The organism is Gordonia pseudamarae (assembly GCF_025273675.1).
In the GTDB taxonomy this organism is placed as follows: domain Bacteria; phylum Actinomycetota; class Actinomycetes; order Mycobacteriales; family Mycobacteriaceae; genus Gordonia; species Gordonia pseudamarae.
The window spans coordinates 2,100,123-2,119,958 of sequence record NZ_CP045809.1; the positions used below are offsets into that span (position 1 = coordinate 2,100,123).

Annotated in this window: 15 protein-coding genes; 11 read left to right on the forward strand and 4 right to left on the reverse strand. The window is 68.4% G+C overall.

Annotated elements, in window-relative coordinates:
• Window positions 1-137: 137 nt before the first annotated feature.
• Together map and GII31_RS09265 are read left to right on the forward strand one after the other, a co-directional pair.
• Entirely contained in the window at window positions 138-1,001 is an 864-nt protein-coding gene (gene map, locus GII31_RS09260) for a type I methionyl aminopeptidase (protein WP_260840397.1), read from the forward strand.
• Between the two features lie 13 nt (window positions 1,002-1,014).
• Window positions 1,015-2,553, forward strand: coding sequence for a cobyric acid synthase (locus tag GII31_RS09265; protein ID WP_213248899.1), 1,539 nt, complete (start codon window positions 1,015-1,017; stop codon window positions 2,551-2,553).
• Between the two features lie 55 nt (window positions 2,554-2,608).
• On the opposite strand, the gene GII31_RS09270 is transcribed toward GII31_RS09265, so the two are convergent.
• Window positions 2,609-3,520, reverse strand: a complete 912-nt coding sequence (locus GII31_RS09270; protein WP_213248901.1) for a hypothetical protein — start codon at window positions 3,518-3,520, stop codon at window positions 2,609-2,611.
• A 95-nt stretch (window positions 3,521-3,615) separates the two neighbouring features.
• Here GII31_RS09270 and GII31_RS09275 point away from each other — a divergent pair, with 95 nt between their 5' ends.
• Together GII31_RS09275 and GII31_RS09280 are read left to right on the forward strand one after the other, a co-directional pair.
• Window positions 3,616-6,249 carry a helix-turn-helix transcriptional regulator gene (locus GII31_RS09275; RefSeq protein ID WP_213248903.1) on the forward strand — a complete coding sequence of 878 codons (2,634 nt, stop codon included), beginning with the start codon at window positions 3,616-3,618 and terminating at the stop codon, window positions 6,247-6,249.
• A gap of 114 nt (window positions 6,250-6,363) precedes the next feature.
• Window positions 6,364-7,188 (forward strand): alpha/beta fold hydrolase, encoded by an 825-nt coding sequence (locus tag GII31_RS09280; RefSeq protein WP_213248906.1) that lies wholly within the window; start codon window positions 6,364-6,366, stop codon window positions 7,186-7,188.
• A gap of 124 nt (window positions 7,189-7,312) precedes the next feature.
• Here GII31_RS09280 and GII31_RS09285 read toward each other — a convergent pair whose 3' ends face one another.
• Window positions 7,313-8,716, reverse strand: a complete 1,404-nt coding sequence (locus tag GII31_RS09285) for a mycothione reductase (protein WP_260840398.1) — start codon at window positions 8,714-8,716, stop codon at window positions 7,313-7,315.
• The gene (locus GII31_RS09290; RefSeq protein WP_246222182.1) at window positions 8,713-9,834 is read right to left on the reverse strand and encodes an alpha/beta hydrolase; all 1,122 of its coding nucleotides are present in this window, start codon (window positions 9,832-9,834) and stop codon (window positions 8,713-8,715) included. Before GII31_RS09290 ends, GII31_RS09285 begins: the two co-directional genes overlap by 4 nt.
• 166 nt (window positions 9,835-10,000) lie before the next feature.
• On the opposite strand from GII31_RS09290, the gene mqo reads away from it, so the two are divergent.
• The 6 genes from mqo to GII31_RS09320 all read left to right on the forward strand — a co-directional run bounded on the left by mqo (window position 10,001) and on the right by GII31_RS09320 (window position 17,893).
• A complete protein-coding gene (mqo, locus tag GII31_RS09295; protein WP_213248912.1) occupies window positions 10,001-11,488 on the forward strand; it encodes a malate dehydrogenase (quinone) in 1,488 nt (495 codons plus the stop codon).
• 72 nt (window positions 11,489-11,560) lie between these two features.
• Window positions 11,561-12,037 (forward strand): GNAT family N-acetyltransferase, encoded by a 477-nt coding sequence (locus tag GII31_RS09300; RefSeq protein ID WP_213248913.1) that lies wholly within the window; start codon window positions 11,561-11,563, stop codon window positions 12,035-12,037.
• On the forward strand, window positions 12,030-14,036 hold the full coding sequence (locus tag GII31_RS09305) for a VWA domain-containing protein (protein WP_213248916.1): 2,007 nt from the start codon (window positions 12,030-12,032) through the stop codon (window positions 14,034-14,036). Before GII31_RS09300 ends, GII31_RS09305 begins: the two co-directional genes overlap by 8 nt.
• 10 nt (window positions 14,037-14,046) lie before the next feature.
• Complete coding sequence (cobO, locus tag GII31_RS09310) at window positions 14,047-14,664, forward strand: cob(I)yrinic acid a,c-diamide adenosyltransferase (RefSeq protein ID WP_213248918.1); 618 nt, start codon at window positions 14,047-14,049, stop codon at window positions 14,662-14,664.
• Window positions 14,658-16,181: a cobyrinate a,c-diamide synthase gene (locus GII31_RS09315; protein ID WP_213248920.1), complete on the forward strand. Its 1,524-nt coding sequence runs from the start codon at window positions 14,658-14,660 to the stop codon at window positions 16,179-16,181. Before cobO ends, GII31_RS09315 begins: the two co-directional genes overlap by 7 nt.
• Entirely contained in the window at window positions 16,178-17,893 is a 1,716-nt protein-coding gene (locus GII31_RS09320; RefSeq protein ID WP_246222183.1) for a GAF domain-containing sensor histidine kinase, read from the forward strand. The genes GII31_RS09315 and GII31_RS09320 overlap by 4 nt, the downstream gene beginning before the upstream one ends.
• 20 nt (window positions 17,894-17,913) lie before the next feature.
• Here GII31_RS09320 and GII31_RS09325 read toward each other — a convergent pair whose 3' ends face one another.
• A complete protein-coding gene (locus GII31_RS09325; protein WP_213248922.1) occupies window positions 17,914-18,927 on the reverse strand; it encodes an acyl-ACP desaturase in 1,014 nt (337 codons plus the stop codon).
• A gap of 172 nt (window positions 18,928-19,099) precedes the next feature.
• Here GII31_RS09325 and GII31_RS09330 point away from each other — a divergent pair, with 172 nt between their 5' ends.
• Entirely contained in the window at window positions 19,100-19,792 is a 693-nt protein-coding gene (locus tag GII31_RS09330; RefSeq protein ID WP_213248924.1) for a response regulator, read from the forward strand.
• Window positions 19,793-19,836: the final 44 nt, after the last annotated feature.

Sequence of the window (19,836 nt, forward strand, 5' to 3'; positions counted from 1 at the left end):
CTCTCCCGGACGGGAGTGTGGAGACAGCGGGGCAGACAACATCAGTGTCACCTTAGCCGGACCTGTGCCGGGGAACCGCACCCACCGATGCCGATGGTGTCGGAGACGTTGGCGTGGCGAGTTCTAAGCTGGACGCCATGACCGTTCGCGCAGCCCTCACCCCCGGCACCGTGTCGCCGACACTGCCCGTGCCCGACTCCATCGAACGACCGGAGTACGCGTGGAAGCCGTCGGCGAACGAAGGTCACGAACCGTGGGTGCAGACCCCCGAAACCATCGAGAAGATGCGCCTGGCGAGCAAGATCGCGGCCAACGCCCTGGCCGAGGCGGGTAAGGCGGTGGCACCCGGTGTCACCACCGATCGGCTCGACCGGATCGCGCACGAATACATGATCGATCACGGCGCCTACCCGTCGACGCTCGGCTACCGGGGTTTTCCCAAGTCGTGCTGCACCTCGCTCAACGAGGTGATCTGCCACGGCATCCCGGACTCGACGGTGATCGAGGACGGCGACATCGTCAATATCGACGTCACGGCCTACATCGACGGTGTGCACGGCGACACCAACGCCACCTTCCTGGCCGGGAACGTCTCGCAGGAGGCGGCCGATCTGGTCGAACGCACCCGCATTGCCACCGAACGCGCCATCAAGGCCGTCAAACCGGGCCGTGAGCTGAACGTGATCGGCCGTGTCATCGAGGCTTACGCCAACCGGTTCGGGTACAGCGTGGTCCGCGACTTCACCGGCCACGGTATCGGTGAGACCTTCCACAACGGCCTGGTCATCCTGCATTACGACCAGCCGAATGTGGACACCGTCATCGAGCCGGGCATGGTGTTCACCATCGAACCGATGATCAACCTCGGGGGTCTTGGCTACGAGATCTGGGACGACGACTGGACCGTGGTCACCTCCGACCGCAAGTGGACCGCCCAGTTCGAACACACCCTGGTGGTCACCGACACCGGCGCCGAGATCCTGACCCTTCCGGACGCGTGAGGGGGCCCGACGCGTGAGGGGGGCGCTGCTTGTCGGCGGGGCCACCTCCGACGCAGGCAAAAGCATGATCGTCACCGGCCTGTGCCGGGTCCTGGCGCGCCGGGGCGTACGGGTCGCGCCGTTCAAGGCGCAGAACATGTCCAACAACTCGGCCATCACTCCCGACGGGGGCGAGATCGGCCGGGCACAGGCGTTGCAGGCGTTCGCGTGCGGGCTGGAACCGTCGACCCGGTTCAACCCGGTGTTGCTCAAACCGGGCAGCGACCGACGCTCGCATGTGGTGGTGCGCGGGAAGCCCGACGGCCAGATCGCGGCAGCGGACTACGCCAGCCGGCGCGCGCAGCTCCTCGACGTTGTCACCGACGAACTTGCTTCGCTACGTGAAGATTTCGATGTGGTGATCTGTGAGGGTGCCGGGTCGATCGCCGAGATCAACCTGCGCGGCTCCGACATCGCCAACATGGGTTTGGCGCGGGCCGCCGCGATGCCGGTGGTGGTCGTCAGCGACATCGATCGGGGCGGATCGCTGGCGCATCTGTTCGGTACCACCGCCGTACTCGGCGCGGCCGATCAACGTCTGGTCGCCGGGTATCTGATCAACAAGTTCCGCGGCGATCCCGGCCTGCTGGCTCCGGGTCTGGACCAGGTCCGTGAGCTCACCGGCCGACCCACCTTCGGGGTGGTGCCCTATGCCTCCGGAATCTGGATCGACGCGGAGGATTCACTGTCGGTATCGGTGGGCCGCCGCGTCGGTCCGGTCGATGACGACGGGCGGCAGGTCCGATTGGGTGTGGCCGCGATCCGGCTACCCCGGATCTCCAATTCGACCGACGTCGAGGCGTTGGCGTGCGAACCGGGCGTCGACGTCACCTGGGTCGACGATGCGAGCGCCGTCGCCGCCGCCGACATCGTGATCCTGCCGGGCACCCGGGCCACCGTGTCCGACCTGGCCTGGCTGCGTTCGCGCGGCATCGATGGCGCATTGCGGACCCGGGCCGAACGCGGGCGGCCGATCATCGGGATCTGCGGCGGCTTCCAGATGCTCGCCCGCACCATCTCCGACGATGTCGAATCCGGCATCGGCCGGGTGGAGGGGCTGGGTCTGCTGGACATGTCGATCCGGTTCGACGCCGATAAGATCACCCGCCAGGTGACCGGGCAGGCGAGCACTTCTGTCGGCCGCGTACCGATCCGTGGCTATGAAATCCACCACGGCCGTGTCGATCACGGAACCGACGACCCGTGGATCACCCAGGGTGAGGACCTGATCGGCGAGGGTGCGGTGCGCGGTGCGGTGCGCGGCACCCATTGGCACGGACTGCTGGAGAACGACGCCTTCCGCCGCGACGTTCTTGCGGCCCTCGCCGCGGAAGCCGGTAAACCCGATTTCGCGGTGTGCACCGACACCAGTGTCGCCGCGATCCGCACCGCCCAGGTCGATCTGATCGCCGACCTGCTCACCGCCCACGTCGATCTCGACGCACTCTTTGGCCTGATCGACGCGGGCGCACCCGCGTCCGCGTCGATCATCACGCATTCGCTCATCCACTGACCAGCGGATGAGCGAACGCGTTCACCGCGATCGGGTTCCGGTCACCGATGTCGGTTCAGTCGCCGAGGCTGCCGGTCAACCGGCAGAGCGAACCGGAACAGTCGTCGTTCGGGGTGCCGCCGTCGGAGTAGCGGATGGTGACCGACGGGTTGTCGTCGGTGACGGTGAAGGCGTGCGACGACGATCCGCCGCCGCCGCCCCGGCCGCCGCCCAGTGAGTCCGAGGAACCGCCGCCCTGACCACCGAGAACTCCGCCGCCCCCACCGCCCCCACCGGCGTAGCGGTCGCCACCATCGAGGCCCTGGCCTCCGTTGGGGCCGCTGGCACCTCCGGGGGTACCGCCGGCAGCGCCTCCTTCCTCGCTTGAACCGCCACCACCCGAGGCGCCCGCGTTGCCGCCGACTCCGTAGGTCGGGCCGGCGCCGGTGCCTGCCGCTCCGCCTCCGCCGGCGGCCACAACAATGTCTGTGTTGTTGGTGACTACTCTGGATGCGCCGCCACCGCCCGCACCGGATCGTTTGATCCCCTGTAGTGTCGAGTTCGAGATTGATGCGCCCGCGCCACCTCCTCCAGAACCGCCGGCGCCACCAGGGACCGCTGTTCCTGAGCCGTTGGAGCCGTTGGAGCCGTTGCCGGCAACGGTGATATGCAGGGTGCTGCCGGGGGTGACCGTTACGTCATCGACTGCGACCCGTGCCCCCTTGCCGCCGGGGTTGCCCGTCGGGGTTGTTCCGCCTTTACCACCGATGGCGACTACGTCGATCTTCGTCACACCGGATGGGACGGTGAATGTTTCCGTGCCGCCACCGTTTCCGTTGAAGCTGTACACGCAGGTGACGGTGCCGCTGCCCTGACCGGTGCAGTTGGCGGCGGCATGTGCGTGTCCGGGTGCCAGCAGGGTGAGCCCGGTGGCCAGGGTGAGGACCGATCCGGTGGTGATCGATCGGAGGAATGTGGTGTTGTGCATGGGCGTGACGGTACGCCGCGGGTGCGCCGGCCACCCCCGTAGCCGAATACCGGGTGTATGAGGTCGGCGGGTTATCGGAGCTATATAGTTCTGCAATGTCGTTGCCCGCCGCGCTCATCAGTGACCGGGCCGCTCGTGCCCGGACGGCACCCCTGTTCGGTCGCGCCGGTGACCTTGGCCGTGTCATCAGCACGGTGGCGGCTTTCGGTGGCGCGGTTGTCGCCGGTCCTGCGGGGATCGGCAAGAGCAGGCTGGCCGCCGACGCTGCCCAGGCCCTGGCGGTCGGGGCGGTGGTGACCCGGGTGGTGGCGACCTCGGCTGCGGCGACGGTGCCGTTCGCGGCGATCACCAGGCTGCTGCCGCCTGCGCTGCGGGAATTGCCCGGGGACCGCACCGCCATGTTCCGTTCTGCGGCGACTTATCTCGCGGATGCACGTGTGGTATTGATCGTCGATGACGCACATCTACTCGACCCCGGCAGCGCCGCACTGATCCAGCACGTGGTCCTCACCGGTGCCGTGCAGGTACTGCTGACAGTCCGGTCCGGCGAGGTGGCGCCTGACGCTATCAGCGGCCTCTGGAAGGACGACATCGCGCCAAGGGTGGATTTGGGTCCCCTCGACCGGGACGCGGTGAGCGCTCTGGCTGATCATATTGTCGGTCACCGCGTGGATGCCCGGATCAAACGCCTGCTGTGGCGGGCGACCGTCGGTAACCCGCTCTACGTGCGAGAAGCATTGCTGACGACGGATATCGATACCGATCAAGCCGGTGGCGCGATGCTCGTCGGCGACCGGTTGTCGGAACTGATCCGGTCGCGGCTGGCCGGTCTCGACCCGTTGACACGCCGCGCTCTGGAACTTGTCTCCGTCGGTGGTCCGCTTCCTGTCGGGGTGGTGCGGTCCGCGGCGACTCCTCGTGCCGTCGACGATCTGCTGCGCGCGGGACTCGTCGCTGTCGATCCGGTGAGTCAGGCCGTGACCCCCGATCATCCGCTGCTCGGTGAAGTGGTGTGTGAACTGCTGTCCCCGACCGAGTTGGCACAGATATGCGGCGAGTTGTCGGTGGCCATGTCGGACCGGACAGTGGGCGACTCGGCCGAGCAGATCCGGCTCACTTTGTGGCAGCTGCGGTCCGGCTCGGGAGTCCTCGCCGATGATTTGATCCGGGCGGCCGAACTAGCGGTGGGTGCGTTCGATCCGGTGCTGGCCGAACGGTTTGCGCGGGAGGCCGTGGCGGCCGACGGCGGAGTACGCGCGGTCACCGCCTGCGCCGCGGCGCTACTGGCGCAGAACCGGTTCGCCGAAGCCGAGGAATTGCTGGCCGTGCAATGGCCATTGCTCGCCGACACCGAACCACAGGTCGCGATGCGGCTGGTCCGGCAGCGGGCACTGGCCCTCGATGCCGGGCTGGGGCGACCTCGCGAGGCGTGCGTGATGCTGGACGAGGCTCGGGATGTATGCGGTGACAGTAACTGGGATACAATGCTTTCCGCGCTCCGGGCGCATATTCTCGCGGTCGTGGATCCTGACGCCGCCGCACGGCTCGGGCAGGAAGTCATCGACGACTCCCGCGCATCGGTCGGCAGCCGTGTGGTGGCACTCAAACCCGTGGTGGACCGGCTGTGCGGCCAGGGCCGGACCGACGACGCGATGCAGCTGGTGGAGAGGTTTTTCACGATCGTCGGTGAGACCGACGACCCCGTCGACGCCGAGGTCGGGATGCTGTTCGGATATCAGGCCGACGTGCGCGCGGCAGCCGGGGATCTACTCACGCTCGCAGCCGAACTCACCTCTGTCCGGGAACTCGCCGAACAGAGCGACGACGAGCAGATGCTCGGCGCGGCGCGCGCCGGATTGGGTGCGTGCGCCTTCGAGGCAGGTGACCTCGTCACGGCGCAGGCTCATCTGTGGGCGGCGCGCGACCACCTCGCGATCACCGACGCCGCCAACCTGCATCCGTGGACGATGATCGTGCTGGCCTCGGTGTGTGCGCTGACCGGCGATGTCGCGACTGCCACCGAGGCGATCGGGGCCGCGCGCGAGTCGGTTGCCGCCCGTCCGCATGATCGGTACCTGCGGGGTGAACTCGTCCATGCGTCGGTATGGTTCGCGGCGGTGGCCGATTCGCCGCAGGCCGGTGCCGCGATCGCGATCGAAGCCGCGGATGTCGCCGGCGCACCGTCGGAACGGGCCCATCTGGGCTACCTGGCTCATCGGCTCGGCGCCCCCGACAGGGTGGTGGCCGATGCGATGACTGCGGGTGCCGGGACGCAGTCGCGCCGGTTGCGGGCGCTCGCCGATCACGGCTGCGCGCTGGCGGCGGGCCGACCGCCAGGCACTCTTGAACGGGTGGCGCGGGAGTACGCGGATATGGGCTACTTTGTGGGCGCGGTCGAGGCATGGGTGGAATCGGGTCGTGCCTACGCCGCCACCGGTAGCATCCGCTCGTCGAAGCGGTGTTTCGGCCGTGCACAACAGCTTGTCGCCACGCATCTGCGCGGTGTGACGACCCCGTTGATCAGTCGACTGCACGTACCCGAGCTGACCGTTCGGGAGCATCAGGTGGCTTCACTTGCCGCACGAGGCCGCAGCAATGCTGAGATCGCTCATGAACTGGGCCGGTCGGTGCGGACAGTCGAATGGCACCTGCAGCAGGCCTACGGCAAGCTCGGGGTGGTGGGGCGAGCGCAACTCGTGGACGTCCTGATTCCTGGCACGGGTCGCTGAACACCTCTTAAGATCGACGGTCAGCCTGACCGCGATCAAGGCCCAGGCGTACTGGAAATAGCGGTGGTGATTGACCTTCCGCCACGGGACGGCACCTGCCGGTACGATCAACTGGTGGAAACCGAGCACCGCGCTGTCACTGTTGGCGAGTACACCTTCGACGTCGAGATCGGTGGTCCCGAACGCGGCAACTGGGTCCTGCTCCTGCATGGCTTTCCGGTCGGCGGCATCTGCTACCGCGATGTGGTTCCGCGTCTGCACGAGTCGGGGCTGCGCACGATCGTCGTCGATCAGCGCGGCTACAGTCCGGGGGCACGGCCCCTCGAGGTCGAGGCGTACGCGATCGAACACCTGGTGGCGGATGCGATCGGTGTCCTCGACGCGCTCAGCGTTCCGTATGCGCTGCTGGTCGGGCACGACTGGGGTGGCCTCGTCGGGTGGCAGCTCGCGGCCCGCTATCCCGACCGGTTCACCGGCTACGTCGCCGTCAGCACCGGCCACCCGTCGGCGACCCGCGATTCACTGGCGAGCGGAGACCAGCGGCAACGCTCCTCGTACATCAAGACGTTCGTGCAGCAGGGCGCCGAGGACAACATTCTCGCCGACGACGGCAAGATGCTGCGCAACTTCGGCGTGACCACCGACGAGCTGGCGCCCCTCAAGGTGCCCGGCGCGCTGACCGCCGCGCTCAACTGGTACCGCGCCAACATGACCGGTGACATCAAAACCAAGATGGCCTGCCCGCCGGTCGAGATTCCCACCACCCTGGTGTGGAGCGACCAGGACCCGGCGCTGGGGCGCGAGCAGGCCGATCTCACCAGCCGTTACGTGTACGGCGAGTACCGGCTCTGTGTGCTGTCGGGTGTGGATCACTGGGTCCCTCAGCATGCCGCGCCGGCGCTGGCCAGTGAGATCGCCCTGCGGTCGGCGGTCTTCTGATCGTGATCGGATGACCTCGCCGTCCGCGACCATCGCTGTACGGGCAACGGAATGAGCGTCGGTTTTCGGGGTTCCATCGCCGGATTTCCCGCGCAGGATCTGACATAGCCCGCGCCGGTGGCGCTCAGATGTCGAGACCGAGCAGGGCGTTCTCCAGGACCTCCGGCATGGCGGGGTGGATCCAGTACTGGCCGCGGGCCATCCGGCGGGCGTCCAGGCCGAACGACATGGCCTGGATGACGGGCTGGATGACCGTCGATGCCTGTGGTCCGAGGATGTGGCAGCCCAGAATGCGGCCGGTGCCGCGTTCGGCGATCACCTTGCACAGGCCGGTGGTGTCCTCCATCGCCCAGCCGTAGGCGACGTCGCCGTAGTTCTGCACCTTCACCGTGATGTCGTGACCGGCGGCGCGGGCCTGACTCTCGGTGAGCCCGACGGATGCGACCTGGGGATCGGTGAACACGGCGCCCGGCACGAACCGGTGGTCGAAACGGTCCAGATCCGTTGCGTCCCAGCCTTTCAGCAGGTTGGCCTGCACCACGCGCTGCTCGTGATTGGCGACGTGTTTGAGCTGATACGGCGAACTCACATCACCGAGCGCCCACACACCGCGGGCGGCGGTACGGCCGGCGTCGTCGACCACAACCCGGCCATCGTCGTGCACCGTGACGCCGATGGAGTCGAGGCCGAGGCGGTCGCCGTTGGACCGGCGTCCCACGGCGACCAGCAGAGCATCGGCGTCGCAGTGGCTGCCGTCGGCGAAGCTTATCCGTACACCGCCATCGGGTAGTTCCGAGGCGCCACTGACGTCACTGTTCAGCCGCACACCCCACTGCTCGTGCGCGACTTCGGTGAATCGTGCCGAGATGTCGTCGTCCTGGGAACGCAACAGACGGCCACTACGGGCGATGATCGTCACCCGCGAACCCAGCGAACCGAAGACGTGGGCGAATTCGGCGGCGATATAACCGCTTCCGACAATGGTCAGTCGTTCCGGCAACGCGGGCAGGCGCATGACGTCATTGTTGGTGTAGTACCGCACACCGCTGTCGGCGATCGCCGGCGGGATCACCGGGCGGGCTCCGGCCGCGATCACCACCTGCCGGGCCAGCACCGTCGCCGTGTCGGTGACAAGGCGGTACAGGCCGTCGGGGTCGCGGCCGTCGACCACCACATGCGACGGGTACACGGTGATGTTGGGGCACCGCTCGACCCGGTACTCCTTGCCGCCCGCCGAGATCGGATCGATCCGGCCGAACACCCGCGCCACGATCGACGGCCAATCGGCGCCGTCGAACGAGGCGCTGATACCGTACCGCGCCGCGCCGCCGATCGTGTCGGCCACGTCGGCGGCGTACACGAACATCTTGGTGGGGATGCACCCCACATTCAGGCAGGTGCCGCCGTAGACGCTTTCTTCGAAGATGGCGATCGACATGTCGTCGAAACGCTCGTCGGGGATCGAATTGCCACTGCCCGAACCGATGATCGCCAGATCGACTACCTGGGCGGTGTCCGCGCCGGTCATCGGGCGTTCTCGTTCGCGGTGCCGGCCGCCGCACCGGATTCGGGGGCGCCGGATCCGGGTGGTTCGGTGTCGTGGGTGATCTCGGTCAGCCACTCGCCCAGGGCGCGGTAGGCGCTCTCGCGGGCCTGTGTGGCCGACAGGAAGACATCATGCCGGGCCCCGGTGATGGGCACCACCCGCACGCGGTCGCCCAGATGTGCGCTCCACCGTGCCATGTGGCGCACATCGAGCACCACGTCGGCGAAATCGGCGGCGGCCGAGTAGTGGCGGGCCGCCAATGACGCGTTGGATCGCAGCACCAGGGTGGGCACCCCGACGTCGATCCCGCGGTGCAGCCGCCGCTGGCCCGAACGGACGGCGTCGATGAAACCGAAGGTGATCGGGAACCCGCCGAACGGCTTCAGGCTCAGGTCGTATGCCCACTCGCCGTGGGCGCTCTCGTGCAGACTGTGCCCATAAGCCAGGGAAAGCTCCTGTGGCAACACCTGTTTGGGCCTCACACGGGCCACGGCCTTGATCACCATCGACACCGGGTAGGTGCGCAGCATCGCATCGCCCTGCAGATCGAGCCACGGACTGTTGAGCACCGCGCCCTCGATCCTGCGGTGCAACGCGGGATCGTCCTGACGCAGCCAGTCGAGCCACAGGGAGGTGGTCAGCCCGCCGGTGGAATGTCCGGCGACGACGATCCGGGCTGCCGAACCGACCTCCGCGCTCACCGCGCGCAAGGCGGCGGTGAGCTCCTCGCGATAACGGCTCAGGTCGGTGGTGAAGTGCGGGGTCTGGTTCTCGCGCAACGACCGCCCGCACTTGCGCAGGTCGAGGGCGTAGAACGCGTACCCACGCGCATGGAAGAAGTCTGCGAGCGGCTGCTGGAAGAAGTAGTCGGTGAAGCCGTGTACATGCAGGACCGCGCCACCACAGCCGGGGTCGGGCGCGTTGCGGCGGATCAGGGTGGCCGCGACCTCGCCCTCGCCGTCGGGGTCGGCACCCAGCGGGATCGTGGCCACCTCGTAGCGGTCGAGATAGTGGTCGGGCTGCCAGCTCAGCGCCGCGCGCGTGGTCGTGCCGGCCGACGGCGTGGTGGTGACGGCTGCGGCATTGTCGGTGGAACTCACGGCCTCCACTCTAGGGTGCCGGCGGCCGGCGTGGGTCGGGCCGTTGTCGTGCGGCCCACATCCGGACATGGCCGGTTCGGTTCTCCAATGGTCTATGGGTAAGAATGACCGTTGACAGTTCACATCCGGGCGGGTATCCGTCCACAGCTGCGAGAGCGGAGTCACGGTGTCTCAAACGGTGATCAAGACGGACGTCGCGCTGATCGGCGCCGGTATCATGAGCGCCACCCTCGGTGCGCTGATCCGGCGTCTGGAACCGACCTGGTCGGTGAGTGTGTTCGAACGTCTCGACGCCGCCGCCGCCGAGAGCAGCGACCCGTGGAACAACGCGGGCACCGGGCACTCGGCGCTGTGTGAGCTCAACTACACCCCCAAGACCGCCGACGGCGACGTCGACATCACCAAGGCGCTCAACATCAACGAGCAGTTCCAGGTGTCCCGGCAGTTCTGGGCGCACGCCGTCGACAACGGCATCCTGGGTGACCCGAGCGAGTTCATCAACCCGATCCCGCACGTGAGCTTCACCCACGGTGCCGACGGCGTCGAATACCTGCGCAAACGATACGACCGACTGTCCGCGAGCCCGCTGTTCGAGGGCATGGAGTACATCACCGATCCCGGCGAGTTCGCCGACCGGCTGCCGCTGATGGCCGCGGGCCGCGACTTCTCCGACCCGGTGGCGCTCAACTGGTTCACCGACGGCACCGACGTCGACTTCGGTGCACTGACCCAGCAACTGCTGAACTATGTCGGCCAGTCCGGAGATGTGTACTTCGGCCACTCCGTCACCAACCTGACCAAGCAGTCGGACGGTTCCTGGCGCGCCAAGGTCACCAACCGGCGCACCGGCGAGAAGCTCACCATCGCGGCCAAGTTCGTGTTCGTCGGGGCCGGCGGCGGTGCGCTGCACCTGCTGCAGAAGTCGGGCATCGCCGAGGCCAAGGGCTTCGGCGGCTTCCCGGTGTCGGGTGAATTCCTGCGGTGCACCAACCCCGAACTCATCGAGCAGCACGCCGCCAAGGTGTACGGGCAGGCCGCAGTGGGCGCACCGCCGATGTCGGTGCCGCACCTGGACACCCGCGTCATCAACCACAAGCAGGGTCTGCTGTTCGGCCCGTACGCGGGCTGGTCGCCCAAGTTCCTCAAGAGCGGGTCCATCACCGACCTGCCGTTCTCGGTCAAACCCAACAACCTGATCCCGCTGCTGTCGGTGGGTGTCAAGGAGATGTCGCTGACCAAGTACCTGCTCGGCGAGCTCGCCGCCAGCCGTGCCGACCAGATCAGCACCCTCGCCGATTTCATGCCGCGCGCAGACGGCGACGACTGGGAGATGATCACCGCCGGTCAGCGCGTGCAGGTGATCCGCAAGACCGCGGGCGGGGGATCGCTGGAGTTCGGCACCGCCGTCATCGCCGCCGCCGACGGCTCCATCGCGGGCCTGCTCGGGGCGTCGCCGGGCGCCTCGACCGCGGTTCCGGCGATGCTGTCGGTGCTCGAGCAGTGCTTCCCGCAGCAGTACCAGGCGTGGACGCCCAAGCTCACCGAGATGATCCCGTCGTTCGGCCAGAAGCTCGCCGACAACCGCGACCTGTTCGGCCAGGTGTGGGAATGGACCAGCGGTTCGCTGCGGCTCAGCGCGCGGCACGCCGTTTAGGCGGTCTGTGGCGCGCGGGTCACCGCGTGAGCTGATTGGTGCCGCGCGCGGCGGTGTGATAGTCACGACATCATGAGCATTGGCCAACTGCATCGCGCGTCGATGGACGAGATCGATGCACCGACCCTGTACCGGTTGCTGCAACTCCGGTCCGAGGTGTTCGTCCTGGAACAGGCCTGCCCGTATCAGGACCTCGACGGCCGTGACCTCGAACCCGGGACCCGGCAGCTGTGGATCACCGCCGACGACGGCACCATTGCCTCCGAGTTGCGCATCCTGCGCAACACCGGAGGCGACGGAGCCGTCGTCTACCAGATCGGCCGGGTGTGCACCCACCGTGCGCACCGCGGCCGCGGTCATACCCGGCTCCTCATAGCCGAGGCGCTCGGCGAGGTCGGTGACCATGAGTGCCGGGTCGAAGCACAGAAGTATCTCGCCGAGATGTACGTCGGTCACGGTTTCGCGGTGATCGGTGAGGAGTACCTGGAGGACGGCATCCCACACGTATCGATGATCAGACCGGCGGGCGGAGTGAGTGCGAGTGAGTGATAGTGCGGTGCGTTACCCGTTCACCGCGGTCGTCGGGCAGGATCGTCTCAAACTGGCCCTGATCCTGAGCGCTGTTTCCCCGGGGATCGGTGGTGTGCTGATCCGTGGCGAGAAGGGTACGGCCAAATCGACCATCGTGCGCGGTCTCGGACCGGTCGCGGGGGGCCGGGTCGTGGAGTTGCCGATCGGTGCCACCGAGGACCGCGTCGTGGGATCCCTGGATCTGACCGGGGTGCTGCGGGAAGGACGGGCCGACTTCACGCCCGGCCTGCTGGCACAGGCGGACGGCGGTGTGCTCTACATCGACGAGGTCAATCTGCTTGCCGACCACCTTGTCGATGTACTTCTCGATGCCGCCGCGAGCGGCCGGGTGACCATCGAACGCGACGGCGTCTCGCACACGCAGGCCGCCGATTTCGTGCTCGTGGGCACGATGAATCCCGAGGAGGGGGAGCTACGGCCGCAGCTGCTGGACCGATTCGGTCTCGCCGTCGACGTGGTGGCCGCCCACGACGTCGACGAGCGTGTCCAGATCATTTCGCGCAGAATGGAATTCGACGCCGATCCGGAAGCCTTCGTTGGCCGGTACGCGGACCAGGAGGCGGCGCTGCGCACTCGGATCGCGGCGGCGCGCGCCGTTGTGCGCGAGGTCTCGCTGCCGACGGCGCAACTGCGGCGCATCGCCGGGATCTGTGCCCACCTGGGTGTGGACGGTCTGCGCGGTGACATCGTCGTGGCCCGTGCCGCCGCCGCACACGCGGCCTGGCGCGGCGCACAAGCGGTCGACACAGACGACATCGCGGTCGCGGTGGAACTGGCGTTGCCGCATCGTCGGCGGCGCGATCCGTTCGACGATTCGGGCTTCACCGACGAACAACTCGACGAGGCGATGGAGGCCGGTGACGAGGCGGCCGGGCCCGAGGACACCGATCCCGATCCTGACTCCGACCCTGACGACGGTGGCCCGGATGAGGACGGCCCGGATGACGGTGGCCCGGACGGTGGGGGCGAGAACGGTCGGGAGGAGCCCGGTGACGCCCCGGCATCGGGCGATGGCGCCCCCGACGATGCTGGATCAGATGTACCCGCAACCGAACCCGAATCGCAGCAGGCCCCCGCGGGGGCATTGCTGGGTACCCGCACCGGCGGGACGCCTAGGCGTATGCGGGCACTGAAGGTGGCCGGAGTGGGCGACGGTGACCCGGGCCGGCGCTCACGCGCCCGCAGCACCAGGGGCGCGACCACCCATGCCATCGATTTCCGGTCGGGTCGCCCCCTGCACCTGTTCGGGACGGTGCTGGCGGCGGCCGGGCGAACCGCGATCACCCCCGATGATCGCCGCACCCCCGGTGACCGTGGCCAGGCGCGGGGCCTCACCGTCGTCGGCGACGACCTGCGCGCCGCGCAACGCGTCGGCCGTGAGGGCAACCTCGTGGTGTTCGTCGTCGACCTCAGTGGATCGATGACCGCACGCCGGCGTCTGGCCGCGGTCAGCGACCTGTGCGTCGATCTGCTGCGCGACTCCTACACCCGGCGCGACCGGGTGGCCGTGGTCACCGCACGCGGCTCGTCCGCGCAGGTCACCGTCCCGCCGACTCGATCGGTCGATCTGGCGGTGCGGCGACTGGCACAGGTACGCACCGGCGGCCGCACGCCGCTGGCCGAGGGACTGCAGGTGGCCACCGAGGTCATCGACGGCGCGGCCCGCCGCGAACCGGCCCGCCGGCCGCTGCTGGTGGTGCTCACCGATGGTCGGGCGACCGCCGGCCCGGATGCCCCCCGGCGCGCCGGGGCGGCCGCCGCGGGCATCGCCCGCCGCGGCATCGCCACGGTGGTGGTCGACTGCGAGCAGGGCATGATCCGGCTCGGTATGGCACATGAACTCGCCGCCCGGCTGGGCGCGCAATGCCTGTCCCTGGACGAACTGACCCCCGCAATGTTGCACCGGTCCGGACCCGACGAACCGGCCGGACCCGCCGCGCCTCGCCGCGCAGGTTAGGAGAATCGCTGTGCCACAAGGAGTCCCGGAGAGCATCCCGAACGACGGGCTGACCACCAGGCAGCGTCGTAACACGCCGGTGCTGGCCGTGCACACCGGCGATGGCAAAGGAAAGTCCACCGCCGCATTCGGCATGGCGATGCGGGCGTGGAACGCGGGCCTGAGCGTGGGGGTGTTCCAGTTCGTGAAAAGTGCCAAATGGCGGGTCGGTGAGGAATCGGCGATGCTCGCCCTCGGTGAGGTGCATGCCGCCACCGGCAAGGGTGCACCCGTCGAATGGCACAAGATGGGGCAGGGCTGGTCGTGGCTGCGCGCCAACGCCGGAGATGCCGACGACCACGCCGCCGCCGCGGCGGCCGGCTGGGCCGAGATCAAGCGTCGGCTCGCCGAGCACACCCACGACTTCTACGTCCTCGACGAGTTCACCTACCCGCTGGACTGGGGCTGGGTCGACACCGACGACGTCGTGGCCACGATGGCTGCCCGGCCCGGCCGCCAGCATGTGGTGATCACCGGGCGGCGGGCGCCGGCGGCCCTGATCGACGCCGCGGATCTGGTCACCGAGATGCGCAAGATCGCCCACCCGATGGATCAGGGCCGCAAAGGCCAGAAGGGGATCGAGTGGTGACCATCCCGACGATCGTCGTCGCCGCACCCGCCTCGGGCAGCGGCAAGACCACCGTCACCACCGGCCTGATCGGTGCATTGCGCGCCGCCGGACACACCGTGGCCCCGTTCAAGGTGGGACCGGATTTCATCGACCCCGGATATCATGCCGTCGCCGCCGGGCGGCCCGGCCGCAATCTCGACCCGAATCTCGTGGGCACCGACCTGGTCGCGCAACTGTTCACCGCCGGCGCGGCCGGTGCGGACATCGCCGTGGTCGAAGGGGTGATGGGACTGTTCGACGGCCGGATCCGTTCCGACAGCACCGGTTCGGCCGTCGACGAAGCGGACGCCATCGCCTGCGGTTCGACCGCCCACGTCGCCGCCCTCATCGGCGCACCGGTGGTCCTGGTCGTCGACGGGTCCGGGCACAGCCAGTCACTGGCCGCGGTGCTGCACGGATTCCTGACCTACGACACGTCGGTGCGCATCGCCGGGGTCATCCTCAACCGGGTCGGATCGGCCCGCCACGAACAGGTGCTGCGACACGCGTGCACCCGCGTCGGGCTCCCGGTGCTCGGGGTACTGCGCCGCGACCCGTCGCTGGCGGTGCCGTCCCGACACCTCGGGCTCATCCCGGCCGCCGAACGCAGCGCCGACGCGGTCGCCGCGGTCGACGCGATGTCCGCGGGAGTCGCAGCGGCACTGGACATCCCCGGGATCATGGCCGCGGCATCCGAACGTATGCCACTGACCGCCGCCGCGTGGTCGGCCGCCGACGTGCTCGCTGCCGAAACCCCCGAAACCCCAGGCGCCTCCGACACCCCGGACACCCGGGCGCCCGGTCCGGGAGCGGCGCCGGTGATCGCGGTCGCGGGCGGTCCTGCGTTCACCTTCTGCTACACCGAACTCGGCGAGCTCCTCGTCGCCGCCGGTGCCCGGGTCGCGGTGTTCGACCCGCTCACCGACACCCTGCCCGAGGAGACCGCCGGGGTGATCATCGGCGGCGGTTTCCCCGAGGAACACGCCGACCAGTTGTCGGCCAACGAGCCGCTGCGGCATCAACTGGCCCGGCACGCGGTGTCGGGAGGGCCGATCTGGGCCGAATGCGCCGGACTGCTGTACCTGACCCGCGAACTCGACGGGTATCCGATGGCAGGAGTCATCGACGCGGTGGGCAGGTTCTCGCCCACCCTGACGCTCGGCTACCGGGATGCGATCGCGGTAGCCGGTTCGGTGTTGTTCCGGGTGGGGGAACGGGTCACCGGACACGAATTCCACCGCAGCGTCGTCGTCGACGACCATCCGGGCGAGGCGCCGGCCTGGATGTGGCGCGACGGCACCGGGCGCCCGTCGGGGCACGGCCACGCCAGCCGCGAGGTGCACGCCTCTTACCTGCATGTTCACCCGGCCGGTCACCCGGCGGCCGTTGCCCGGTTCGTCACCGCCGCGGCGGCCTTCGGCGGCTCGGACGGCTCCCGGGGTGCGGCGGCAGCGGCCCTCATGCCGGTGGACAGGGAAGGAAACGCAGCCTCATGACCCGTAACTCCGTGACCAGGATCCAGGGCCGCCCGGAACCGCCCGAACACCGGTGGGCCGACGCCCTCGACGCGCTCACCAAACACGGTGGCGACGACCCGCGTCTGCTGCGCGACCTGCTCGACGCCGTCCTGGTGGTGGGGCAGGGGCTCGAGCTCGACGAGGCGCTGCAACGGATCGTGGAGGTGGCCGTCGGCACGGTCGACGCCCAGTACGGTGCGCTCGGCGTCCGCGGTGGCGACGGCGGGCTGGCCGAGTTCGTACACATCGGCATCACCCCCGAGCAGCGCTCCATCATGGGGCATCTGCCGGTCGGTCGCGGAGTTCTGGGTCTACTCATCAAGAAACCGCAGGTCCTGCGGATTCCACATCTGTCCGAGCATTCGTCGTCGGTGGGATTCCCGCCACACCATCCGCCGATGGAAACCTTCCTCGGCGCCCCGATCACCGTCCGCGGCTCCAACTTCGGCAGTATCTATCTCACCGAGAAGCGCAACGCCGACGAATTCACCAAGGTCGACGAGACCTTGATCGCGATGCTGGCGGTGGCCGCCGGGATCGCGATCGACAACGCCCGGCTCTTCGAGGGCGCCCGTACCCGGCACCGCTGGATGCAGGCGGTAGCGCGGCGCGGTTCCGAGCCATTGGCCGGGATCGCGTTGTCGGACACCATGTCCCGACTATGTGATGACGTAGCCGCACTGACCGACGCGCTGGATGTGGCCATTCTCACCAGCGCCGACGAGAAGCTGATCGTGCAGGGACGCGCACGGCATGCGAGCGGCTCGGACCCGACCATCGACGGCTCGGAGGTATCGGCGACACAGATGCCCATCGGCTCGTCCATGGTGGTCCTGGCGGCCGACCTGGTCCCCGCCGGGGTGGTGGCGGACGGCGCCGAATGGATCACCGTGCAGCCCTTGCAGCGGGCGGCCGGCGCGTTCGGCTGGATGGTGGTCGCCCACCGTCGTCGGCCCTGGTGGGAACCGGAGGAGATCGCCGGTCTGGCCGGTGTCGCCGAAGTGGCCTCGCTGGCGGTGGTGTATGCCGAGCAGCAACAGATCGCCCGCGACCTCGAGGTACTCGAGGATCGCCATCGGATCGCCCGCGACCTGCACGATCACGTCATCCAGCGGTTGTTCGCCGTCGGGATGTCCATGCAGACGATGCTGGCCACCCCGCACGGCGAGGACGAGACGATCGCCGCCCCGGTGTCCCGGCTCGAACAGGTCGTCATCGACCTCGATCGCACCATCGCGCAGATCAGGACCTCGATCTTCGACCTGCAGACCATCTCCGGCCACCACGACGCCACCACCCTGCGGCGCCGGGTTCTCGACATCGTGTCCGAACTGGCCGCGCACGCCCCCATCTCGCCGAGCGTCACCTTCGACGGGCCGGTGGACACCGTGGTACCCGAGTCCCTCGGACCGCACATCGACGCGGTGCTGCGTGAAGGCCTGTCCAACGCGCTGCGCCACGCCGACGCCGACCGGATCTCGGTGCTCGTCAGCGCCGACGAGGACGTCCTGAAGGTGGAGATCACCGACGACGGCAAGGGCATCGACACCAACGTCACCTATCGGGGGCTGGAGAATCTCACCACGCGCGCCGACGAATGCGATGGCACGTTCACCATCGACACCACCCCACAGCGGCCCGGCCGCGACAGCGGCACGACGTTGACCTGGATGGTTCCACTGGTGCACTGACCTACCACCGGGCCGGTGGGTCAGGCCGGGCGCCGTTCGCTCAGCGCGGACGGTCTGGTCGCGCGGGCGCGGGCGCGGTCGAGCTTGTCGACGCGCTGATGCAGTTCGGTCACGAACGCGGTGATCTTGTCGCGATACATCTGCCCGACCGGGCCGATGTCGTCGCGTTCGAATACCTGCCATTTGCGCAGCAGCGGCAACACCACATCCGACAGGTGCTGATTCAGGTCGTAGATGCCGCCTTCGGCGATGAGCGCGGCGATGCGTCCGAGGACCGGCGACGACCCGGGCACCGGCGTGGCGCCGGGCACCGGGGAGGTGGAGAGTATGCCGTAGATCGCGGCCATCGTCTGATCGGGTGCCAGGTCGAGGGCGCTCTCGACGATATTGCGGTAGAAGAGCATGTGCAGGTTCTCGTCGCCGGCCACCCGGTGCAGCAGCCGCACCGCGATCGGGTCGGTGGCGGCTTTCGCCGCATTGCGGTGCGCTACCCGCGTCGACAATTCGTGGCAGGCCATGTAGACGAGTGCGAACAGCAGACCGACACTGTGTTCGGAAAGGCCGTGGGTGCGGGCGAGTGGGTCGAATCCGGTCATCGCGTTGCGGGTGCGGGCGATGTCGAGCTGGACCGGGTCCACCCCGCGAGTGACCATGAGGTAGTCGCGGATCACCGCCGAATGCCGCATCTCCTCCGCGGTCCACCGGCCCACCCACGCGCCCCACGCGTCATCGAACGTGACGTGTTCGGCGATCATCCGGTGATAGGAGGGCAGGCCGTCCTTGGTCAGCATCAGTCCGAGCATCGCCGAGCGGGCCGAATCCGGGAGCATCGACTGCGCCGGGTCCCAGTCGTCGCCGCCGAGGGTGGCGAAGTTGCGGCCGCCGTCCCAGGGGACGTACTCGTGCGGGTACCAGTCTTTGGCCATCTTCATGTGCCGTTCGAGTTCGGACTCGCACACCGGCAGCAGCTCGCGCAGCAGATCGGGGCCGGTCATCGGGGAGATGGCGGTCACGATGCCCGTGAGACTGGTCACGAATACTCCTGCATCTGCTGCTGTTTCGTCGGTCGGTGAAGCGAGGTACGCATCGTTGCCGGTCCTCGGTTCCACTCTTCGCTCATCGCGGATGCGACTCCTGAGGAAAAGGTCCCGACAGGGTGGGGCCGGTTGTCGTCCCCTGTCGCACTGCTGCGGTAGCGTCTCATCCATGGCATCAGCAGGTGAGATTCATGACCCCGGCAACGACGGCGTCACCCCGCGCGTTCGCGTGTATCTCGTCGACGATCACGAACTGGTCCGGCGCGGACTGCGTGACCTACTCGGCACGGCGGCCGACCTGGAGATCGTCGGTGAGGCCGCATCCGTCGGCGAGGCCACCGTCGGCATCCTCGCCACCAAGCCCGATGTCGCGGTTCTCGACGTCCGGTTGCCCGACGGCAGTGGTGTGGAGCTGTGCCGTGACGTGCGGTCGGCCGAACCGTCGGTGCACTGCCTGATGCTCACCAGCTACGCCGACGACGACGCGCTGCTGGCCGCGGTGCTCGCGGGGGCATCTGGCTTCGTGCTCAAGCAGATCCTCGGGCAGGATCTGGTCGCGGCGGTGCGGACCGTCGGGCGGGGCGGTTCGCTGCTCGACGACCGCAGCACCGCGGCGCTGCTGGCGCGGCTGCGCGACGGCAAACGCGACGACGTCGATCCGCTCGCCGAACTCACCCATCAGGAACGTGAGGTGTTCCACCTCATCGGTGAGGGCCTGACCAACCGGCAGATAGCTCAGCGGATGTTCCTGGCGGAGAAGACGATCAAGAACTACGTTTCGCGCATCCTGTCCAAGCTCGACATGCAACGCCGTACCCAGGTGGCGGTGATGGCCACCAAGCTGCGTGACGACAAACACTGACCGGGCCACAACACCGAGCACGGGCGGTCCGGCGGCGGCCGGTA